Origin of the sequence: Tenacibaculum sp. L6 (assembly GCF_028823685.1) — a bacterium.
Lineage (GTDB): Bacteria > Bacteroidota > Bacteroidia > Flavobacteriales > Flavobacteriaceae > Polaribacter.
Genome location: NZ_JAPEHZ010000013.1, coordinates 16,302 through 30,309, shown reverse-complemented (window position 1 = coordinate 30,309; position 14,008 = coordinate 16,302). Strand labels below are relative to the sequence as shown.

The following is a 14,008-nucleotide window of genomic DNA, read 5'->3' as shown; positions in this document are numbered from 1 at the left end:
CTACAAGAGAATAAGGATAATTAATGAAAGAGTCGAAACGTAAAATAGCCTTTAAGGTTTTAGTAGGATACGCTATACTTGTGGTGTTAGCTGTTATTTCAGGAGCACTACTTTTTTCAGAAATAAAAACGTATATCGATATACAAAAACAGGGGATTTCAGATAGAAATAATATTATACAAACAGGAGGGTTGATAGCTGATATTTATGAAAATGAAAATCTAGGTAGAGCAGCTATTCAATTAAACTCATTTAAGCGATATAACGAGTATTTAGAAGAGAATAAATCGCTGATTAAAAAGATTGATTCGTTAAATTTTATTGTAGAAGACGTTTCAAAAAAGAACATATTAGATAGTATTAAGCTTGTTTTAAATAACAAACGAATAAACATTACAAGTTTAAGGAGATTGAACCAGCAAAATGCTTCTGATAAATCTATTAATGAAGCTATTGATAAGTTAGGGTCAATAGATTCGCTTTTGGGAAAAGAGACATTAAAAGATCTTGTCGGTAATCCAGAAAAATTCAATGATAAAACAGGATTAAGTCTAGAAAGATATTTAATGTTATTTGATAGAGATGAAGAAGATAAACCAGTAGGAGCGACAGAACAAAAACAAATAGATTCTTTAATAACAGCATCCAAAGAAATACTTCAAAAAGCGCAAAGAGAAACCAATATAAAAAGGAGGTTTTTACGAATAAAAGAGAGAGAGTTAATAGAAAATGATGTTACAATTTCAAGAAAACTACGAGAGGTATTAAGTGTGTTGGAAAGAGACGTTATTTCGAATGCAAATGAAGCGTATAAAAAGCATGAAGAAACTCTAAATCGTAGTAAAACTATAATATTGTTAGCAGCTGGAGTTGGTTTTGTGATTATAGTACTGTTCTCAATTATTATTTTAAATGATTTTTGGAGAAGTCAACATTACAGGCAAGAGTTAGAAAGCGCCAATGCAACTACGTCTTCACTTTTAAAAAGTAGAGAGCAATTAATATCCATGGTAAGCCATGATTTAAGAACACCGTTAAGTACAATTACGGGTTTTAGCGAACTATTACAAAAATCAATACATAATCCAAAAGAGAAAAATTATGCAGCTCATATACAAAATGCGTCAGTTTATATGAAGCAGCTTGTAGAAGATTTGTTAGAGTTTTCTAAACTAGAACATGATAAAGTAACGATAGAAAAAGTTCCTTTCGATTTAGAGAAAAACTTAAACGAAGTATATAACAGTGCAAAAAATTTAGTTCAAAACAAACCAATATTGGTAAGCGTAAATCACGACGAAAAAATCAACTCTTTAGTGGTGAGTGATCCGTTTAGAATAAAACAAATTCTTTATAATTTAGTAACCAATGCTTGTAAGTTTACTAAAGAAGGCTCAATAATAATACAAAGTAAATTAAGAGAGGTAAAAGAAAAGAGTTATGTAGAGATTGCAGTAATTGATACAGGAGTAGGAATAAGTAAAGATAAACAAAACAAGGTGTTTAAAGAGTTCACTCAAGTGCATGAAAAAGAGAACGGTCAAAATGGATTTGGACTAGGTTTAACTATTTCTAAAAGATTAGCAGAGCTTTTGGGAGGATCTTTAACTTTGGAAAGTAGTTTAGGAAAAGGAAGCAAGTTTTCATTGTTTGTGCCAGTTACTTTTACTGAAAGGAAATTAAAAGAAAATGAAAAAGAGTCCCAAAAAGAAATACTCAATATTCATGCGGTAGTGGTAGAAGACGATACTTCGTTAAGAATATTATTAAAAAATATTTTAGAAGGATTTGGTGTTACGGTAACTTCTTTTAGTAATGCACAAGAAGCTTTAGAAGAAATAGATACTGTTACTTACGATTTGGTTTTAACTGATATACAACTTCCAAAAATGAATGGTATTCATTTTATGGAAACTCTTAAAAAGCATAGTACTTATAAAGGTCAGCCAATTATAGCAATGACAGGAAGAGCAAATTTATCAGAAAGTGAATATATTAAAAATGGCTTTTCAGATGCACTGATTAAACCATTTAAAACCGAAAGACTCGCAGAAGTTTTACAGCGATTTTTTAATGTAAATATTGATTATGAGAAGGAGGAGGAAAGAGAAGTTAACAATAAAGAAAATCAAAGTTTTGATATTGCTTCATTAAAAACTTTTTTGGGTAATGACAATTTAATGGTAGAAAAAACACTGCATCTGTTTGTAAAAGAAACAGAGCAAAATTTATCGTTGTTAGAACAATCAGTAGATAAGAATGACTTACAATCTTTCCAAACAATTAGTCATAAAATGCTGGGGATGTTTAAGCAGCTAAAAATTCACTCATTAGTGGTGTTTCTTCAAGATTTTGAAGAAGCTAACAAAATAGATAAAGAAGTTTGGGTGAGTTTTAACGAAAAAGTGGTTCAGTTATTAGAAGAAATACGAAATTTCCTTAGTTAATTTCGTATTCCTTTAATTTGTTATATAGAGTTTTTCTTGTGATATTTAATAGTTTAGCAGCTTTTGTTTTGTTGTTTCCTGCTTCTTTTAATGCACTTATGATTAGTGTTTTTTCATTTTCTTTGGTTGAAAATTTGTTAGAAAAACTGTGCTGAACATCAGGGTTTTTTAGTTCTTCTGGTAACACTTCTTTTTCAATAATTTCGGTTTGAGATAAAAGCGTAGCTCTTTTAATAACGTTAGACAATTCTCGTAAGTTTCCAGGCCAATGGTACTGCTGAAATAAAGCTAAGACTTCTTGAGAAAAACCAGCAACCTCTTTATGTAACTGTTGGTTGGCTTTCTCTAAAAAGAAATCAGCATATAAAATTAAATCGTCCTTCCTGTCTTTTAAACTAGGTACTTTAATCGAAAACTCATTTAATCTATGGTATAAATCTTCTCTAAAATTACCGCTTTCAACGGCAGAAAGTAAATCTTCATTGGTAGCGGTAATAAGGCGTATATCTACAGTAATTTCTTTGCTGCTTCCAACAGGTTTAATTTTTCGTTCTTGTAAAGCACGTAATAATTGTACTTGACTTTCGTAGTTTAAGTTCCCAACTTCATCTAAGAAGAGAGTTCCACCATTAGCGGCTTCAAAATGTCCTATTTTATCGTTTGTTGCACCAGTAAAAGAACCTTTTTGATGTCCGAAAAATTCACTAGAAGCAATTTCTTTGGGTATGGCTCCGCAATCAACAGCAATAAAAGGTTTGTTTTTGCGTAAACTTTGATTGTGTATGGTGTTGGCAACAACTTCTTTACCTGTTCCGCTTTCACCAGTAATAAGAACAGACATATCAGTAGGGGCTACCAAATTAATATGCTCGAATAAACTTTTAGAAGCAGCACTAATGCCAGCAACAATATTAGCATTTGTATTGGTGCTTTTCTTTTCTTCTTTTACAACTTCAACAAAATCAGTTTTTTCTTCAAGAGCATTGCTAATTACTTCTAAAACTTCATCAGGATTAAAAGGTTTAGAAATATAATCAAAAGCACCTTGTTTCATTGCCTGAACAGCAGTTGAAACTTCTGCATACCCTGTCATTAAAACTACAGGAATATTACTGTTGTTGTCTTTGCTTAATTTTAATAAATCGATACCATTTCCATCAGGAAGACGTAAATCGGTAAAAATTAAATTATAGGTATGCTCTTTTAAAAGAGTTGTAGCATTTTTAATCGTATAGCTTACATCTACAGTGTATTGATGACGTTCTAAAAAATGCTTTAACATATTTGAAAATGTAACATCATCTTCTACTAGTAAAATCGTTTTCATAAAACATGTTTGTTCTAAATAGTTCCTCTAATATAAGCCCTTTATAAACTAAAAAAAAGAGCGTTTTACAATAAAACGCCCTTTTCTCACTAAAATTGAGGGATTACCAATTATTTAACATCTTTGGCATCTAACCAATTTCCGTCTTTGTCAGAGTAAAGAGTTTTAGCTTCGTTTTCAACACTAATTTCTAATTTGTATTGTTCTTTTCCGTTAACATAAGCTTTGCTTAAAGTAGCAGAAGGAAAGCTGCTTTTAAGAGCGTCAACAATTGCTGTAGGTAATTTATCTAAAGAAACCTCTTGGAATCCGTTTTCAACAACTGTGTGTACTGGTGCGATAGGAGAAACAGTGTTGTTTACTGTTGCGTAAGTTGATACTCCTGTTAAGATTGCTACTGCTAAAATTAAATTTTTCATGATATTAAGTTTTAAATGGATTATATATTGTTTACTATTACTATTCTTGGGGGTGAATACTAATTATTTTACGTCTTTAGCGTCTAACCAATTTCCGTCTTTGTCGGCGTAAAGAGTTTTAGTTTCGTTTTCAACACTAATTTCTAATTTGTATTGTTCTTTTTCGTTTACAAAAGCTTTGCTTAAAGTAGCAGAAGGAAAACTGTTCTTAAGAGAATTAGTGATTGTTGTTGGGATCTTATCTAAAGAAATCTCTTGAAAATCGTTTTCAACAACTGTGTGTACTGGTGTGATAGGAGAAACAGTATTATTTACTACTGCGTAAGTTGATACTCCTGTTAAAATTGCTACTGCTAAGATTAATTTTTTCATGATTTTTATTTTTTAATTACTAATCGTTTGCTTGGTATATTGAAATAAACATGCCAACGACTGTGTGTAAAATTGTTTTTATCTGTACGTTGTTGTTATACAGTTGGTTGTGTGTTTTTTGGTTTTTGAAGATTCGCAGCGAGGTGTGTAAAAAGTGTGTAAACTAAAAACAAAACTGTGTAAATTTTACACTTTTTATCCTAGTAAGTAACAATAAATAATTCTGTTATCTTTGATAAAAAATCATCCCTAATGAAGTTATTAAAAAAGTCGTTAAAAATTGTTCTGTTATTACTAGTGTTATTAAGTGTTGGTGTTTGGTTGTTTACAAAAACTCTGCATCCAACTTATGAAGGTGAGTTAGAATTAGCCTCAATTTCAGATAAAGTTACTGTGTATTATGATGAGGTAGGAGTTCCGCACATTACCGCACAAAATCAACAGGATGCATACACAGCTTTAGGGTACGTACATGCGCAAGACAGATTATGGCAAATGGAATTGATTCGAAGAATTTCGGCTGGAAGGTTAGCAGAAGTTTTTGGAAAAGATTTGGTAAGAGTCGATAAGTTTTTCTCAGGATTAGGGATTGAAGAAGCTGCTGAAAAAACGATTCAAGAATTAGATAAAAATTCTGAAGCTTATAAATTAACAGAGGCTTATTTGAATGGTGTAAATCAGTTTATAGAAGAAGGAGCAACGCCTTTAGAATTTTATTTGGTGGGATTAGATAAGGAAAATTACACGATTAAGGATGTGTATAATGTCTTCGGATACATGGCGTTTAGTTTTGCGATTGCACACAAAACAGATCCGTTTCTTACTGAAGTAAAAGAAAATTTAGGGGAGCCGTATGTAAATGAATTGTTGAATTCTTTCGATAAAAATTTAACCCTAAACAAAACAACGAATAAAGAAGCAATTAAAGCAGAAATGTCCATTGCAGTAAGTGAAATAATGGAAAAACTCCCTGTTTCTCCATTTATTGGAAGTAACTCATGGGTAATTGCGCCACCAAAAACTAAAAACGGAAAAGTAATTTTTGCAAACGATCCGCATATTGAATTTTCTCAGCCTTCGGTTTGGTATCAAAATCACATAAAAACTCCCGATTTTGAAATCTACGGATTCAATTTAGCGTTGATGCCATTCCCTTTATTGGGTCATAATAAGGACTATGCTTACGGATTAACAATGTTAGCAAACGATGACTTAAATTTTTATGAAGAAGAAAATAATCCAGCAAACCCGATGGAATATAAAACTCCTGAAGGATATCAGCAATATGAATTGTGGGATAAACATATAAAAGTAAAAGAAGGAAAAGATACCACCTATCAGGTAAAAGTGAGTAAACACGGTCCGATTATGAACGGATTGATAGAACATATTACTGATGAAAAACCAGTAGCGATGAACTGGATTTATACACAGTTACCGAACAAATTGTTAGAAGCGTCGTATAAAATGTCGCATGCAAATTCGTTACAAGATTTTAAATCAGGAACAGCAAAAATTCATGCACCAGGATTAAATGTAATGTATGGTGATGCTAAAGGAAATGTAGGTTGGTTTGCTTCGGCTAAATTATATGAACTAAGAGATAGTTTGTCGTCTAAAATGTATTTGAATGGAGCTTCAGGGAAGGATGAAATTATAGCGTATTTAGATTTTGAAGAAAATCCGCAAGCGGAAAACCCGAGTTGGAACTATGTGTATTCAGCCAATAATCAACCTGATTCGGTAAGAGGAAAATTGTATCCTGGATATTATCAACCAGAAGACAGAGCGAAGAGAATTGTTGAGTTGTTAGAGTCTAAAAATGATTTCACCAACCAAGATGTGGCTGAAATGATTTACGATGTTACTTCACCAGTAGTTCCAGAAATTGGAAGGGAGTTGTTGGCAAGTGTAGATAAGTCGTCACTATCACCTTCCGCTAAAAAAGCGTATTCAGAATTAGAAAAATGGGATGGAGAATATGCAAAAACGAATGTAGCTCCGACAATTTACAATCGATTTTTATATGAGTTTTTAACTGCGACTTTTAAAGATGAGTTAGGAAAAAGCTTTCAGTTATTTATTGATTCACAATTGCAAGATCAGATGTTAGCAGAGCAAGCGAAAAGAGAACAATCGGTTTGGTGGGATGATATTTCAACAACAAATAAAGTTGAAACTAGAAATGAAATAATTACCACAGCTTTTCAAAAAGCTATTGCATTTTTACAAAATCAATTAGGAGAGAATGTGGAAAATTGGACGTGGAATCGTGTAATTTCTGTGGAGTATGAGCATGCTATTGGTAAAGCAGGTGGCTTGTTGCGTAAGTTCTTCAATGTCGGTCCGTTTGAAACCATTGGAGGAAATGAGGTGATTAACAATCAGATTTTTAAGTTGGATAGCACAGGAGTGTATAAAGTTCATGCAGGACCTTCAACTCGAAGAGTCATTGATTTTTCTGATGTAGAAAATAGCATTGCTATTTTACCAACAGGACAATCAGGAAATGTGTTTAGTCCGTATTACAAAGATCAAGCCCAAAAATATGTGGATGGAGAGTTTGTAAAAATGAGTCTCAATGAGGCAGATATAAAGAAGAGTAAAAATAAATTGGTTTTTTTACCGAAGTAGCACAAATGTTTATGAGCTAGCGCGAGCATCTTGCTCGTTACGGTATGAGTAAGTAAAGAATGTAAATAAAAATAAGATATTATGATAGCGATTAGAATTATAGAAAGCACAAGCGAGACGCTTGCGCTAGCGTAGAAATAATTGATATGAAAAAACTTATCTATTGTTTAATCATAATATTCTTGTTGTTGCCTACAGGATATTTTGCATACTACAAAACAAGTAATGTTTGGTATTTATTGGGTGTCATTTTTGTAGTTGGGTTAGGACTAAGTTTATGTTTAATAACAACAATAAAAATAGTCTCTGATTTTTTTAACAAAGAATACTCAAATAAAACATTTTTAATGATATTGCTTGTAATTATGAGCTTTTCATCTTATGTATATTTTTTTTCTAAATCCATAGATGTTTTTTTAGAATTATTGGATTTAGATTGATGTTAGTAATGAGTTTTAGTTAAAAACAATCTTATCAATAAAAAGCAACAGAATTATTTGGTTGCGTTTGTTTATAGAAAGGAAAGTTATACTTCCCTATAAACCTCCTCAAAAGGAATTCTAAAACGTTCTCCATACACTCCTTCTGGTTTACGGATACCACAAGAAATAACCATATTAATTTCTGCACTACGAGGTAAGCCTAATAAGCGTTTAAGTCGCCAAGTATCAGAACCTTCCATGGGACAAGTATCGTAACCTTCAGCAGCCATCGATAACATAAAGGTTTGTGCTGCTAATCCACAGGTTTTATGAGCAACTACGCGCATATCACTATTTCGAACTTCACGATAAATAGGTCGGAAAATTCCGACAACAAGAACCATCAAGTATTTAAGATAGCCGAAAATTCCAAAAACATCAAAATAGGTAAACGGAATCAATTTTCCGTAGTAATTACGTGCTACTTTTTCTCTACTTCGTTGTTCCGATTTTGGATTGTTTTTTCCAAAAACTCTATCCATAAAAGCTAAGTTCGCTTTCGCACGTTTGCGCCATAAATCTTTACGAACCACAAAAACAACTAACTGTTGTGCAGTTCTAGCAGCATTTTGATTAAAACACAACGGAGCTATTTTATCGATTGTTTCTTTTGAGGTGATATGATAAAACTCCCACAGTTGCATATTGCTACTGGTAGGGGCTAAACTAGCTTGCTCCAAACATTTTCTTACAATAGTTGTGTCTATTGGTTTTTCAGGATCGTATACTCTTACCGAACGACGATAGTTAACTGCTTCTGATACGGTTTTTTCACTCATTTATATAGGTGTCTTGATTCTTGTGTCTATTTGTCTTTTGTCTAATTTATCCTAGTTTCATTAAGGTTTTTAATTGTTTTAGTTTTCCTTTGTATGGAGCATATCGAGTTGGAATGTCTAGCCAAGTTCCGCGAGAAACCACTCCTTTTTTGTGTGAAAACGTGTCAAACGTTTGCTTTCCGTGATAACCACCTATACCACTTTCTCCCACACCACCAAAAGGCAGTCTGTGATTGGCAAAATGAACCGTAGTGTCATTTATGGTTCCGCCACCAAATGAATAACGTTGAATCATTTTTTTAGCAAATGAATTTCGATTGGTAAATACATATAAAGCCAAAGGTTTATCATATTTAGCAGTGATTTTTTCAATGTCGGCTTCATTTTCGTAAGAAATTAGAGGGAAAATTGGTCCGAAAATTTCTCCTTTCATTACTTCACTATCCAAGCTAGGTTCATCAATTAAGGTAGGGGCAATGTAGCGATCATCTCTATCGGTTTGCCCGCCAATTACACACTTTTCATTTTCTAGCATCAAAGCTAGACGGTCAAAATTTCTAGTGTTGACAATGCGTGGAAAATCAGGTGAGTTTTGAGGGTTTTCTCCGTAGGCTCTAAAAATTTCTTCTTTAAATTCTTGTATAAACTGTTCTTTAACCGATGTATGAATCAATAAATAATCAGGAGCAATGCAGGTTTGTCCGCCATTGATAAATTTCCCCCAAACCAAACGTTTTGCTGCTAATTTAATATTGGCAGTTTCGTCAACAATACACGGACTTTTTCCTCCCAATTCTAAGGTAACAGGAGTTAGGTGATTTGCTGCGGCTTTGGCAACAATTTTACCTACAGGAACACTTCCAGTAAAGAAAATATAATCCCAACGTTGTGCTAACAATTCAGTAGAAACATCCGCGCCACCTTCAACAACAGTTACATGATTTTTATCAAAAACAGTCTCAATAATTTCTTTAGTAATTTTACTCGTATGTGGTGTCAATTCCGAAGGTTTTAATACCACGGTATTTCCTGCTGCAATAGCGCCTAATAAAGGTGCGAATGCTAGTTGATAAGGATAGTTCCAAGGAGCAATAATCAGTGCAGTTCCGTAAGGTTCTTTATAAATTTTTGCTGAGGAAGGGAAATTTAGTAACGACGGCAACACACGCAGAGGTTTACTCCAAGAATGAATATTTTTTATCGCCATTTTTAACTCAGCCAATACGATAGAAGTCTCAGTCATTACTGCTTCGTACTCCGATTTTTTAAAATCATCGTGAAGTGCTTTAATAATATCTTGTTCTCTAGCAATAAGTTCTTTTTGTAATCTTTTTAAAGCATTTTTTCTAAAGGAAATATCTTTGGTTTGTTGGGTGGCAAAAAAGTTTTTTTGCGACTGAACCAATGCGGGAATATTCATAAGCTATAAGTCTTGTAATTTTTATTCATTATTGAAAACCATAATGGCGTAACCAAGACAAACAAAGTTAAGCTGACAAGGTTAGGTAATGACTTTGCGATGCAAAATTTGTCTAAATATACAAATTACAAGCAAGCATCCCAAATAGGATCAGATGGTGTTGGAGCAGTAAGTTTTATCAATTCTTTACTTACTGGGTGTGTGAATTCAATTTTTCGAGCATGTAAATGGATGCTTCCATCTTTATTACTTCTTTTAGCACCATATTTTAAATCACCTTTTATAATAGCACCAACGTTAGATAATTGTACACGAATTTGATGATGGCGCCCCGTTTCTAAATCGACTTCTAGTAACGAATAATTATCTAAATTTTTAAGTGTTTTGTAGTGAAGTATGGCTTTTTTGCTTCCTTCAACTTCTTTGGTGAAGGCTGTAGATTTATTATTCTTCGGATTTTTCTTTAGGTAATTTGTTAAGGTGTCTGAAGCTTTTTTAGGTTGCTGCTGCACTACTGCCCAGTAAGTTTTCTTGATGGTTTTATCGCGTAACATTTTGTTCAGGCGTTCTAATGCTTTTGAAGTACGTGCGTAAATAACAATACCAGTAGTAGGGCGATCTAATCGGTGAACTGTTCCCAAAAAAACATTTCCAGGTTTATCGTATTTTTCTTTGATGTATTCTTTTACAACATCCGAAAGCGGTTTGTCGCCCGTTTTATCACCTTGCACAATATCACCTGAACGTTTGTTAACCACTATAATATGGTTGTCTTCGTGTAAAACTTGTAGGTTTTCTTTAGTAGAGTGCATAGTAAAAGTACCTTGAGCGTAGTCGAAAGGTTATTTAAAATTCTCAGCTACGTCTTCGTTTACTTGGTCTATAAAATTTAAAAACTCATCACGTCCCATTCCTGTTGATGAAGAAGTAACAAACGACATAGGAAGTTCTTCCCAATAGTTTAATAATTTCTTTTTATAAGAGGTGATTTGTTTGTTAAGTTTTGAACTTCCTAATTTATCGGCCTTTGTAAAAGCAATACAAAAAGGAATGCGATTTTCACCTAAAAACTGCATGAAGTCCAAGTCTATTTTCTGTGGATCGTGACGAGAATCAATTAAAACAAAAGTGCAAACTAATTGTTCACGCTCTTTAAAGTAGTTTTCAATAAAATACTGAAAAATTTGTCGTTTCTTTTTAGAAACCTGTGCATAACCATATCCTGGTAAATCAACCAAAAACCATTCGTCATTAATCTTAAAGTGGTTGATTAGCTGTGTTTTTCCAGGTTTTCCAGAAGTTTTAGCTAAATCCTTACGTTCCATCAACATGTTGATTAATGAGGATTTCCCAACATTAGAACGACCAATAAAAGCATATTCAGGAATACGTTCTTTTGGTGCGTTGATAACATTGCTGTTACTCATTACAAAATCAGCAGATTTTATCTTCATACTACTAAGTTATAGCTGTTGTTATATTTCGCGTTTAGAAAGCCAAGCTTCTAAAATATTATTAAATTCTTCAGGTCTTTCCATCATAGCTGCATGTCCACATTTATCAATCCAAAATAAATCAGCATCAGGTAATAATTTATGAAAATCTTCGGCTACTTCTGGTGGAGTAACACTATCTTGTTTTCCCCAGATTAAACAAGTAGGCTGTTTCATGCTAGGTAAATCTTTAGCCATATTGTGACGAATTGCACTTTTAGCAATCGCTAACGTTTTAACTAACGTATTTCTATCGTTAATAACTTCGTATACCTGATCTACAAGTTCATCAGTGGCAATTTCTTTGTCGTAAAAAACATCTTGTGCTTTTTTTCTAACAAATTCTTTATCGCCTCTTTTTGGGTAACTATCTCCCATAGAGTTTTCATACAATCCTGAACTACCTGTTAAAACTAATGCTTTCACATCTTCGGGGTAATGTTTTGTAAAGTATAAACCAATATGCCCACCTAAAGAGTTTCCTAAAAGAGTCACTTCTTTAAGTTCTTTAAATTCGATAAAGTCGTGTAAGAATTTAGCTAAATTCTTAACATTGGTTTTAAGGAGAGGTAAGGTGTATAGGGGTAATTCTGGAATAATAACTTTGTATCCTTTTTTTGAAAGGTGATTAAAAGTTGAGTCAAAATTACTTAAAGCGCCCATTAAGCCATGAAGTATAATAATCGGACTTCCTTCTCCTGCTTCTGCGTATGTAAATTTGCCTTCTTTCTTTAAAAATTCAGTCATAGATTTCTTGTTTGACTTAACCACAAATGTAGTTCTTTTTTGTTAAAATTTCATTTTTATTATTTCTGAGGTTTATATTCTTTGAAAGGGCTTAAGCATCAGTTTTTTAAGGTAAAAGTCAAAACTTATTAACAAAGTGGTAAAAAGTGGTAAAAAGTGGTAGATTTTTTTTATTTTTGATGCAAACTATAGCTTCTTTACGTGGTAAATTTAATTGGAACATACGAATGCAAAGTAGATGCTAAAGGAAGGATGATGATGTCATCAGCTTTCAAGAAGCAGTTGTCTTCTGTGTTGCAAGATGGGTTTGTGATTAAACGTTCTGTGTTTCAGTCTTGTTTGGAGTTATATCCGATGCAAGAGTGGAATTTGGTGATGGCAAAAATCAATAAACTAAATCGATTTGTAAAGAAAAATAATGACTTTATCAGGAGGTTTACAGCGGGTGTAAAGGTGGTGGAGATGGATGTTTCCGGTAGGATATTAATTCCAAAAGATTTGTGTCAATTCGCAGAAATTGAAAAAGAAGTAGTGCTTTCGTCTGCAGTGAACATTATTGAGATTTGGGATAAGGATAAATACGAAAAAGTAATAGATGATGCTGTTGTTGATTTTGCTGATTTGGCAGAAGAGGTAATGGGTAATATAGGAGAAGATGAGTTATCATAGTCCAGTTTTGTTGAAAGAAAGTGTAGATGCACTCAATATTAAAGAAGATGGAGTGTATGTAGATGTGACCTTTGGAGGAGGTGGGCATTCACGCGAAATATTGAGTCGACTGGGAGAGAAAGGGAGGTTGTTTGCTTTTGATCAAGATCCAGATGCGCAGCAGAATAAAATTGACGATCCGCGTTTTGTGTTAATTGGTGAGAATTTTCGATTTATTTCGAGGTTCTTACGTTTTTACGGAGTGAAAAAAGTGGATGGTGTATTGGCAGATTTAGGTGTATCGTCACACCAGTTTGATGAAGCAGAAAGAGGGTTTTCAACTCGTTTTGATGCTGATTTAGATATGCGAATGGATCAGAAATCAGAATTGTCTGGTAAGAAAATCATCAATACTTATACTGAAGAGCAATTGTCGGATATATTGTTTTTATATGGTGAGTTGCGAAATGCACGAACACTCGCGAAAACAATTGTTGAAGCGAGGGTAGAGAAAGAAATCAAAACAAGTTTTGAGTTAAAAGAAGTGTTGCAAAGATTTCTTCCGAAGGCAAAAGAACATAAAATATTAGCGCAGATTTTTCAGGCAATACGTATTGAGGTAAATCAAGAGTTGGAGGTATTGAAAGAGTTTTTAGAGCAGATGCCTCAGTTGTTGAATGAAGATGGTCGGTTGAGTGTGATTTCGTATCATTCTTTAGAGGATAGATTGGTGAAGCGATTTATAAGAACAGGGTTGTTTACTGGAGAGCCTGAAAAAGATTTCTACGGAAACACCAATGAGCCAATGAAGAAAGTGGGTAAAATGATTGTTCCTACTAGAGAGGAAATAAAAGAGAATAATAGGGCGCGTAGTGCAAAACTGCGAATAGCAACGCTAAAGTAATGTCGAACGGAAAGAAGAGTATAGTATACAGTTTTTTAAGAGGAAGTTTTCTTACAGATGAAAGCTCGTTTAAAAATTGGAGGATCTTAATTTTTGTGGTAGCGCTATTGTTGTTGATGATTTACAGCGCGCACAGTGCAGATGCTAAAGTGGTTAAAATAGCAGAGCTGAATAAGAAGAAAAGAGAGTTGAGGGCTGAAGATGTAGATACGAGTACGCAGTTAATGAAAATGAAGTTAGAAAGTAGTATTCGAGATAAAGTAAAAAGTAAAGGATTGTATCCTGCAAAAACACCTCCTCAAAAAATTAAAGTAACATATAATAAAGAATAATATA

Annotated in this window: 13 protein-coding genes; 5 read left to right on the top strand and 8 right to left on the bottom strand. The window is 33.3% G+C overall.

Annotation, left to right across the window (positions count from 1 at the left end):
- Window positions 1-23 precede the first annotated feature (23 nt).
- Window positions 24-2,447: a hybrid sensor histidine kinase/response regulator gene (locus OU788_RS04315; RefSeq protein WP_274634020.1), complete on the top strand. Its 2,424-nt coding sequence runs from the start codon at window positions 24-26 to the stop codon at window positions 2,445-2,447.
- On the opposite strand, the gene OU788_RS04310 is transcribed toward OU788_RS04315, so the two are convergent.
- The 3 genes from OU788_RS04310 to OU788_RS04300 form a co-directional block, all read right to left on the bottom strand.
- Window positions 2,440-3,774, bottom strand: coding sequence for a sigma-54-dependent transcriptional regulator (locus tag OU788_RS04310; RefSeq protein ID WP_274634019.1), 1,335 nt, complete (start codon window positions 3,772-3,774; stop codon window positions 2,440-2,442). The two genes, OU788_RS04315 and OU788_RS04310, sit on opposite strands and share 8 nt — an antisense overlap.
- A 110-nt stretch (window positions 3,775-3,884) precedes the next feature.
- The gene (locus OU788_RS04305; RefSeq protein WP_274634018.1) at window positions 3,885-4,193 is read right to left on the bottom strand and encodes a hypothetical protein; all 309 of its coding nucleotides are present in this window, start codon (window positions 4,191-4,193) and stop codon (window positions 3,885-3,887) included.
- Window positions 4,194-4,256: 63 nt separating this feature from the next.
- Window positions 4,257-4,565, bottom strand: a complete 309-nt coding sequence (locus OU788_RS04300; RefSeq protein ID WP_274634017.1) for a hypothetical protein — start codon at window positions 4,563-4,565, stop codon at window positions 4,257-4,259.
- A 252-nt stretch (window positions 4,566-4,817) separates the two neighbouring features.
- Between OU788_RS04300 and OU788_RS04295 the strand changes: the two genes are divergently transcribed.
- Window positions 4,818-7,199: a penicillin acylase family protein gene (locus tag OU788_RS04295; RefSeq protein WP_274634016.1), complete on the top strand. Its 2,382-nt coding sequence runs from the start codon at window positions 4,818-4,820 to the stop codon at window positions 7,197-7,199.
- Window positions 7,200-7,725: 526 nt separating this feature from the next.
- Here OU788_RS04295 and OU788_RS04290 read toward each other — a convergent pair.
- The 5 genes from OU788_RS04290 to OU788_RS04270 all read right to left on the bottom strand — a co-directional run bounded on the left by OU788_RS04290 (window position 7,726) and on the right by OU788_RS04270 (window position 12,120).
- A complete protein-coding gene (locus tag OU788_RS04290) occupies window positions 7,726-8,460 on the bottom strand; it encodes a nitroreductase family protein (RefSeq protein WP_274634015.1) in 735 nt (244 codons plus the stop codon).
- A gap of 46 nt (window positions 8,461-8,506) precedes the next feature.
- Window positions 8,507-9,880 (bottom strand): aldehyde dehydrogenase, encoded by a 1,374-nt coding sequence (locus OU788_RS04285; protein ID WP_274634014.1) that lies wholly within the window; start codon window positions 9,878-9,880, stop codon window positions 8,507-8,509.
- A 125-nt stretch (window positions 9,881-10,005) separates the two neighbouring features.
- Window positions 10,006-10,692, bottom strand: coding sequence for an RluA family pseudouridine synthase (locus OU788_RS04280; RefSeq protein WP_274634013.1), 687 nt, complete (start codon window positions 10,690-10,692; stop codon window positions 10,006-10,008).
- A gap of 30 nt (window positions 10,693-10,722) precedes the next feature.
- Window positions 10,723-11,334, bottom strand: a complete 612-nt coding sequence (gene yihA, locus OU788_RS04275; RefSeq protein ID WP_274634012.1) for a ribosome biogenesis GTP-binding protein YihA/YsxC — start codon at window positions 11,332-11,334, stop codon at window positions 10,723-10,725.
- Between the two features lie 21 nt (window positions 11,335-11,355).
- Window positions 11,356-12,120 (bottom strand): alpha/beta fold hydrolase, encoded by a 765-nt coding sequence (locus tag OU788_RS04270; RefSeq protein WP_274634011.1) that lies wholly within the window; start codon window positions 12,118-12,120, stop codon window positions 11,356-11,358.
- A gap of 201 nt (window positions 12,121-12,321) precedes the next feature.
- On the opposite strand from OU788_RS04270, the gene mraZ reads away from it, so the two are divergent.
- Genes mraZ through OU788_RS04255 form a run of 3 tightly spaced genes read left to right on the top strand, consistent with a single transcriptional unit; the run spans window position 12,322 to window position 14,004 of the window.
- Window positions 12,322-12,789 (top strand): division/cell wall cluster transcriptional repressor MraZ, encoded by a 468-nt coding sequence (gene mraZ / locus OU788_RS04265; RefSeq protein WP_274634010.1) that lies wholly within the window; start codon window positions 12,322-12,324, stop codon window positions 12,787-12,789.
- Window positions 12,776-13,672 (top strand): 16S rRNA (cytosine(1402)-N(4))-methyltransferase RsmH, encoded by an 897-nt coding sequence (gene rsmH, locus OU788_RS04260; RefSeq protein WP_274634009.1) that lies wholly within the window; start codon window positions 12,776-12,778, stop codon window positions 13,670-13,672. The genes mraZ and rsmH overlap by 14 nt, the downstream gene beginning before the upstream one ends.
- Window positions 13,672-14,004 (top strand): FtsL-like putative cell division protein, encoded by a 333-nt coding sequence (locus OU788_RS04255; protein WP_274634008.1) that lies wholly within the window; start codon window positions 13,672-13,674, stop codon window positions 14,002-14,004. The genes rsmH and OU788_RS04255 overlap by 1 nt, the downstream gene beginning before the upstream one ends.
- Window positions 14,005-14,008 lie beyond the last annotated feature (4 nt).

Coding starts and splice junctions, on each gene's coding strand:
- OU788_RS04315 (WP_274634020.1), top strand. CDS start 24: ATGAAAGAGTCGAAACGTAAAATAGCCTTTAAGGTTTTAGTAGGATAC.
- OU788_RS04310 (WP_274634019.1), bottom strand. CDS start 3,774: ATGAAAACGATTTTACTAGTAGAAGATGATGTTACATTTTCAAATATG.
- OU788_RS04305 (WP_274634018.1), bottom strand. CDS start 4,193: ATGAAAAATTTAATTTTAGCAGTAGCAATCTTAACAGGAGTATCAACT.
- OU788_RS04300 (WP_274634017.1), bottom strand. CDS start 4,565: ATGAAAAAATTAATCTTAGCAGTAGCAATTTTAACAGGAGTATCAACT.
- OU788_RS04295 (WP_274634016.1), top strand. CDS start 4,818: ATGAAGTTATTAAAAAAGTCGTTAAAAATTGTTCTGTTATTACTAGTG.
- OU788_RS04290 (WP_274634015.1), bottom strand. CDS start 8,460: ATGAGTGAAAAAACCGTATCAGAAGCAGTTAACTATCGTCGTTCGGTA.
- OU788_RS04285 (WP_274634014.1), bottom strand. CDS start 9,880: ATGAATATTCCCGCATTGGTTCAGTCGCAAAAAAACTTTTTTGCCACC.
- OU788_RS04280 (WP_274634013.1), bottom strand. CDS start 10,692: ATGCACTCTACTAAAGAAAACCTACAAGTTTTACACGAAGACAACCAT.
- yihA (WP_274634012.1), bottom strand. CDS start 11,334: ATGAAGATAAAATCTGCTGATTTTGTAATGAGTAACAGCAATGTTATC.
- OU788_RS04270 (WP_274634011.1), bottom strand. CDS start 12,120: ATGACTGAATTTTTAAAGAAAGAAGGCAAATTTACATACGCAGAAGCA.
- rsmH (WP_274634009.1), top strand. CDS start 12,776: ATGAGTTATCATAGTCCAGTTTTGTTGAAAGAAAGTGTAGATGCACTC.
- OU788_RS04255 (WP_274634008.1), top strand. CDS start 13,672: ATGTCGAACGGAAAGAAGAGTATAGTATACAGTTTTTTAAGAGGAAGT.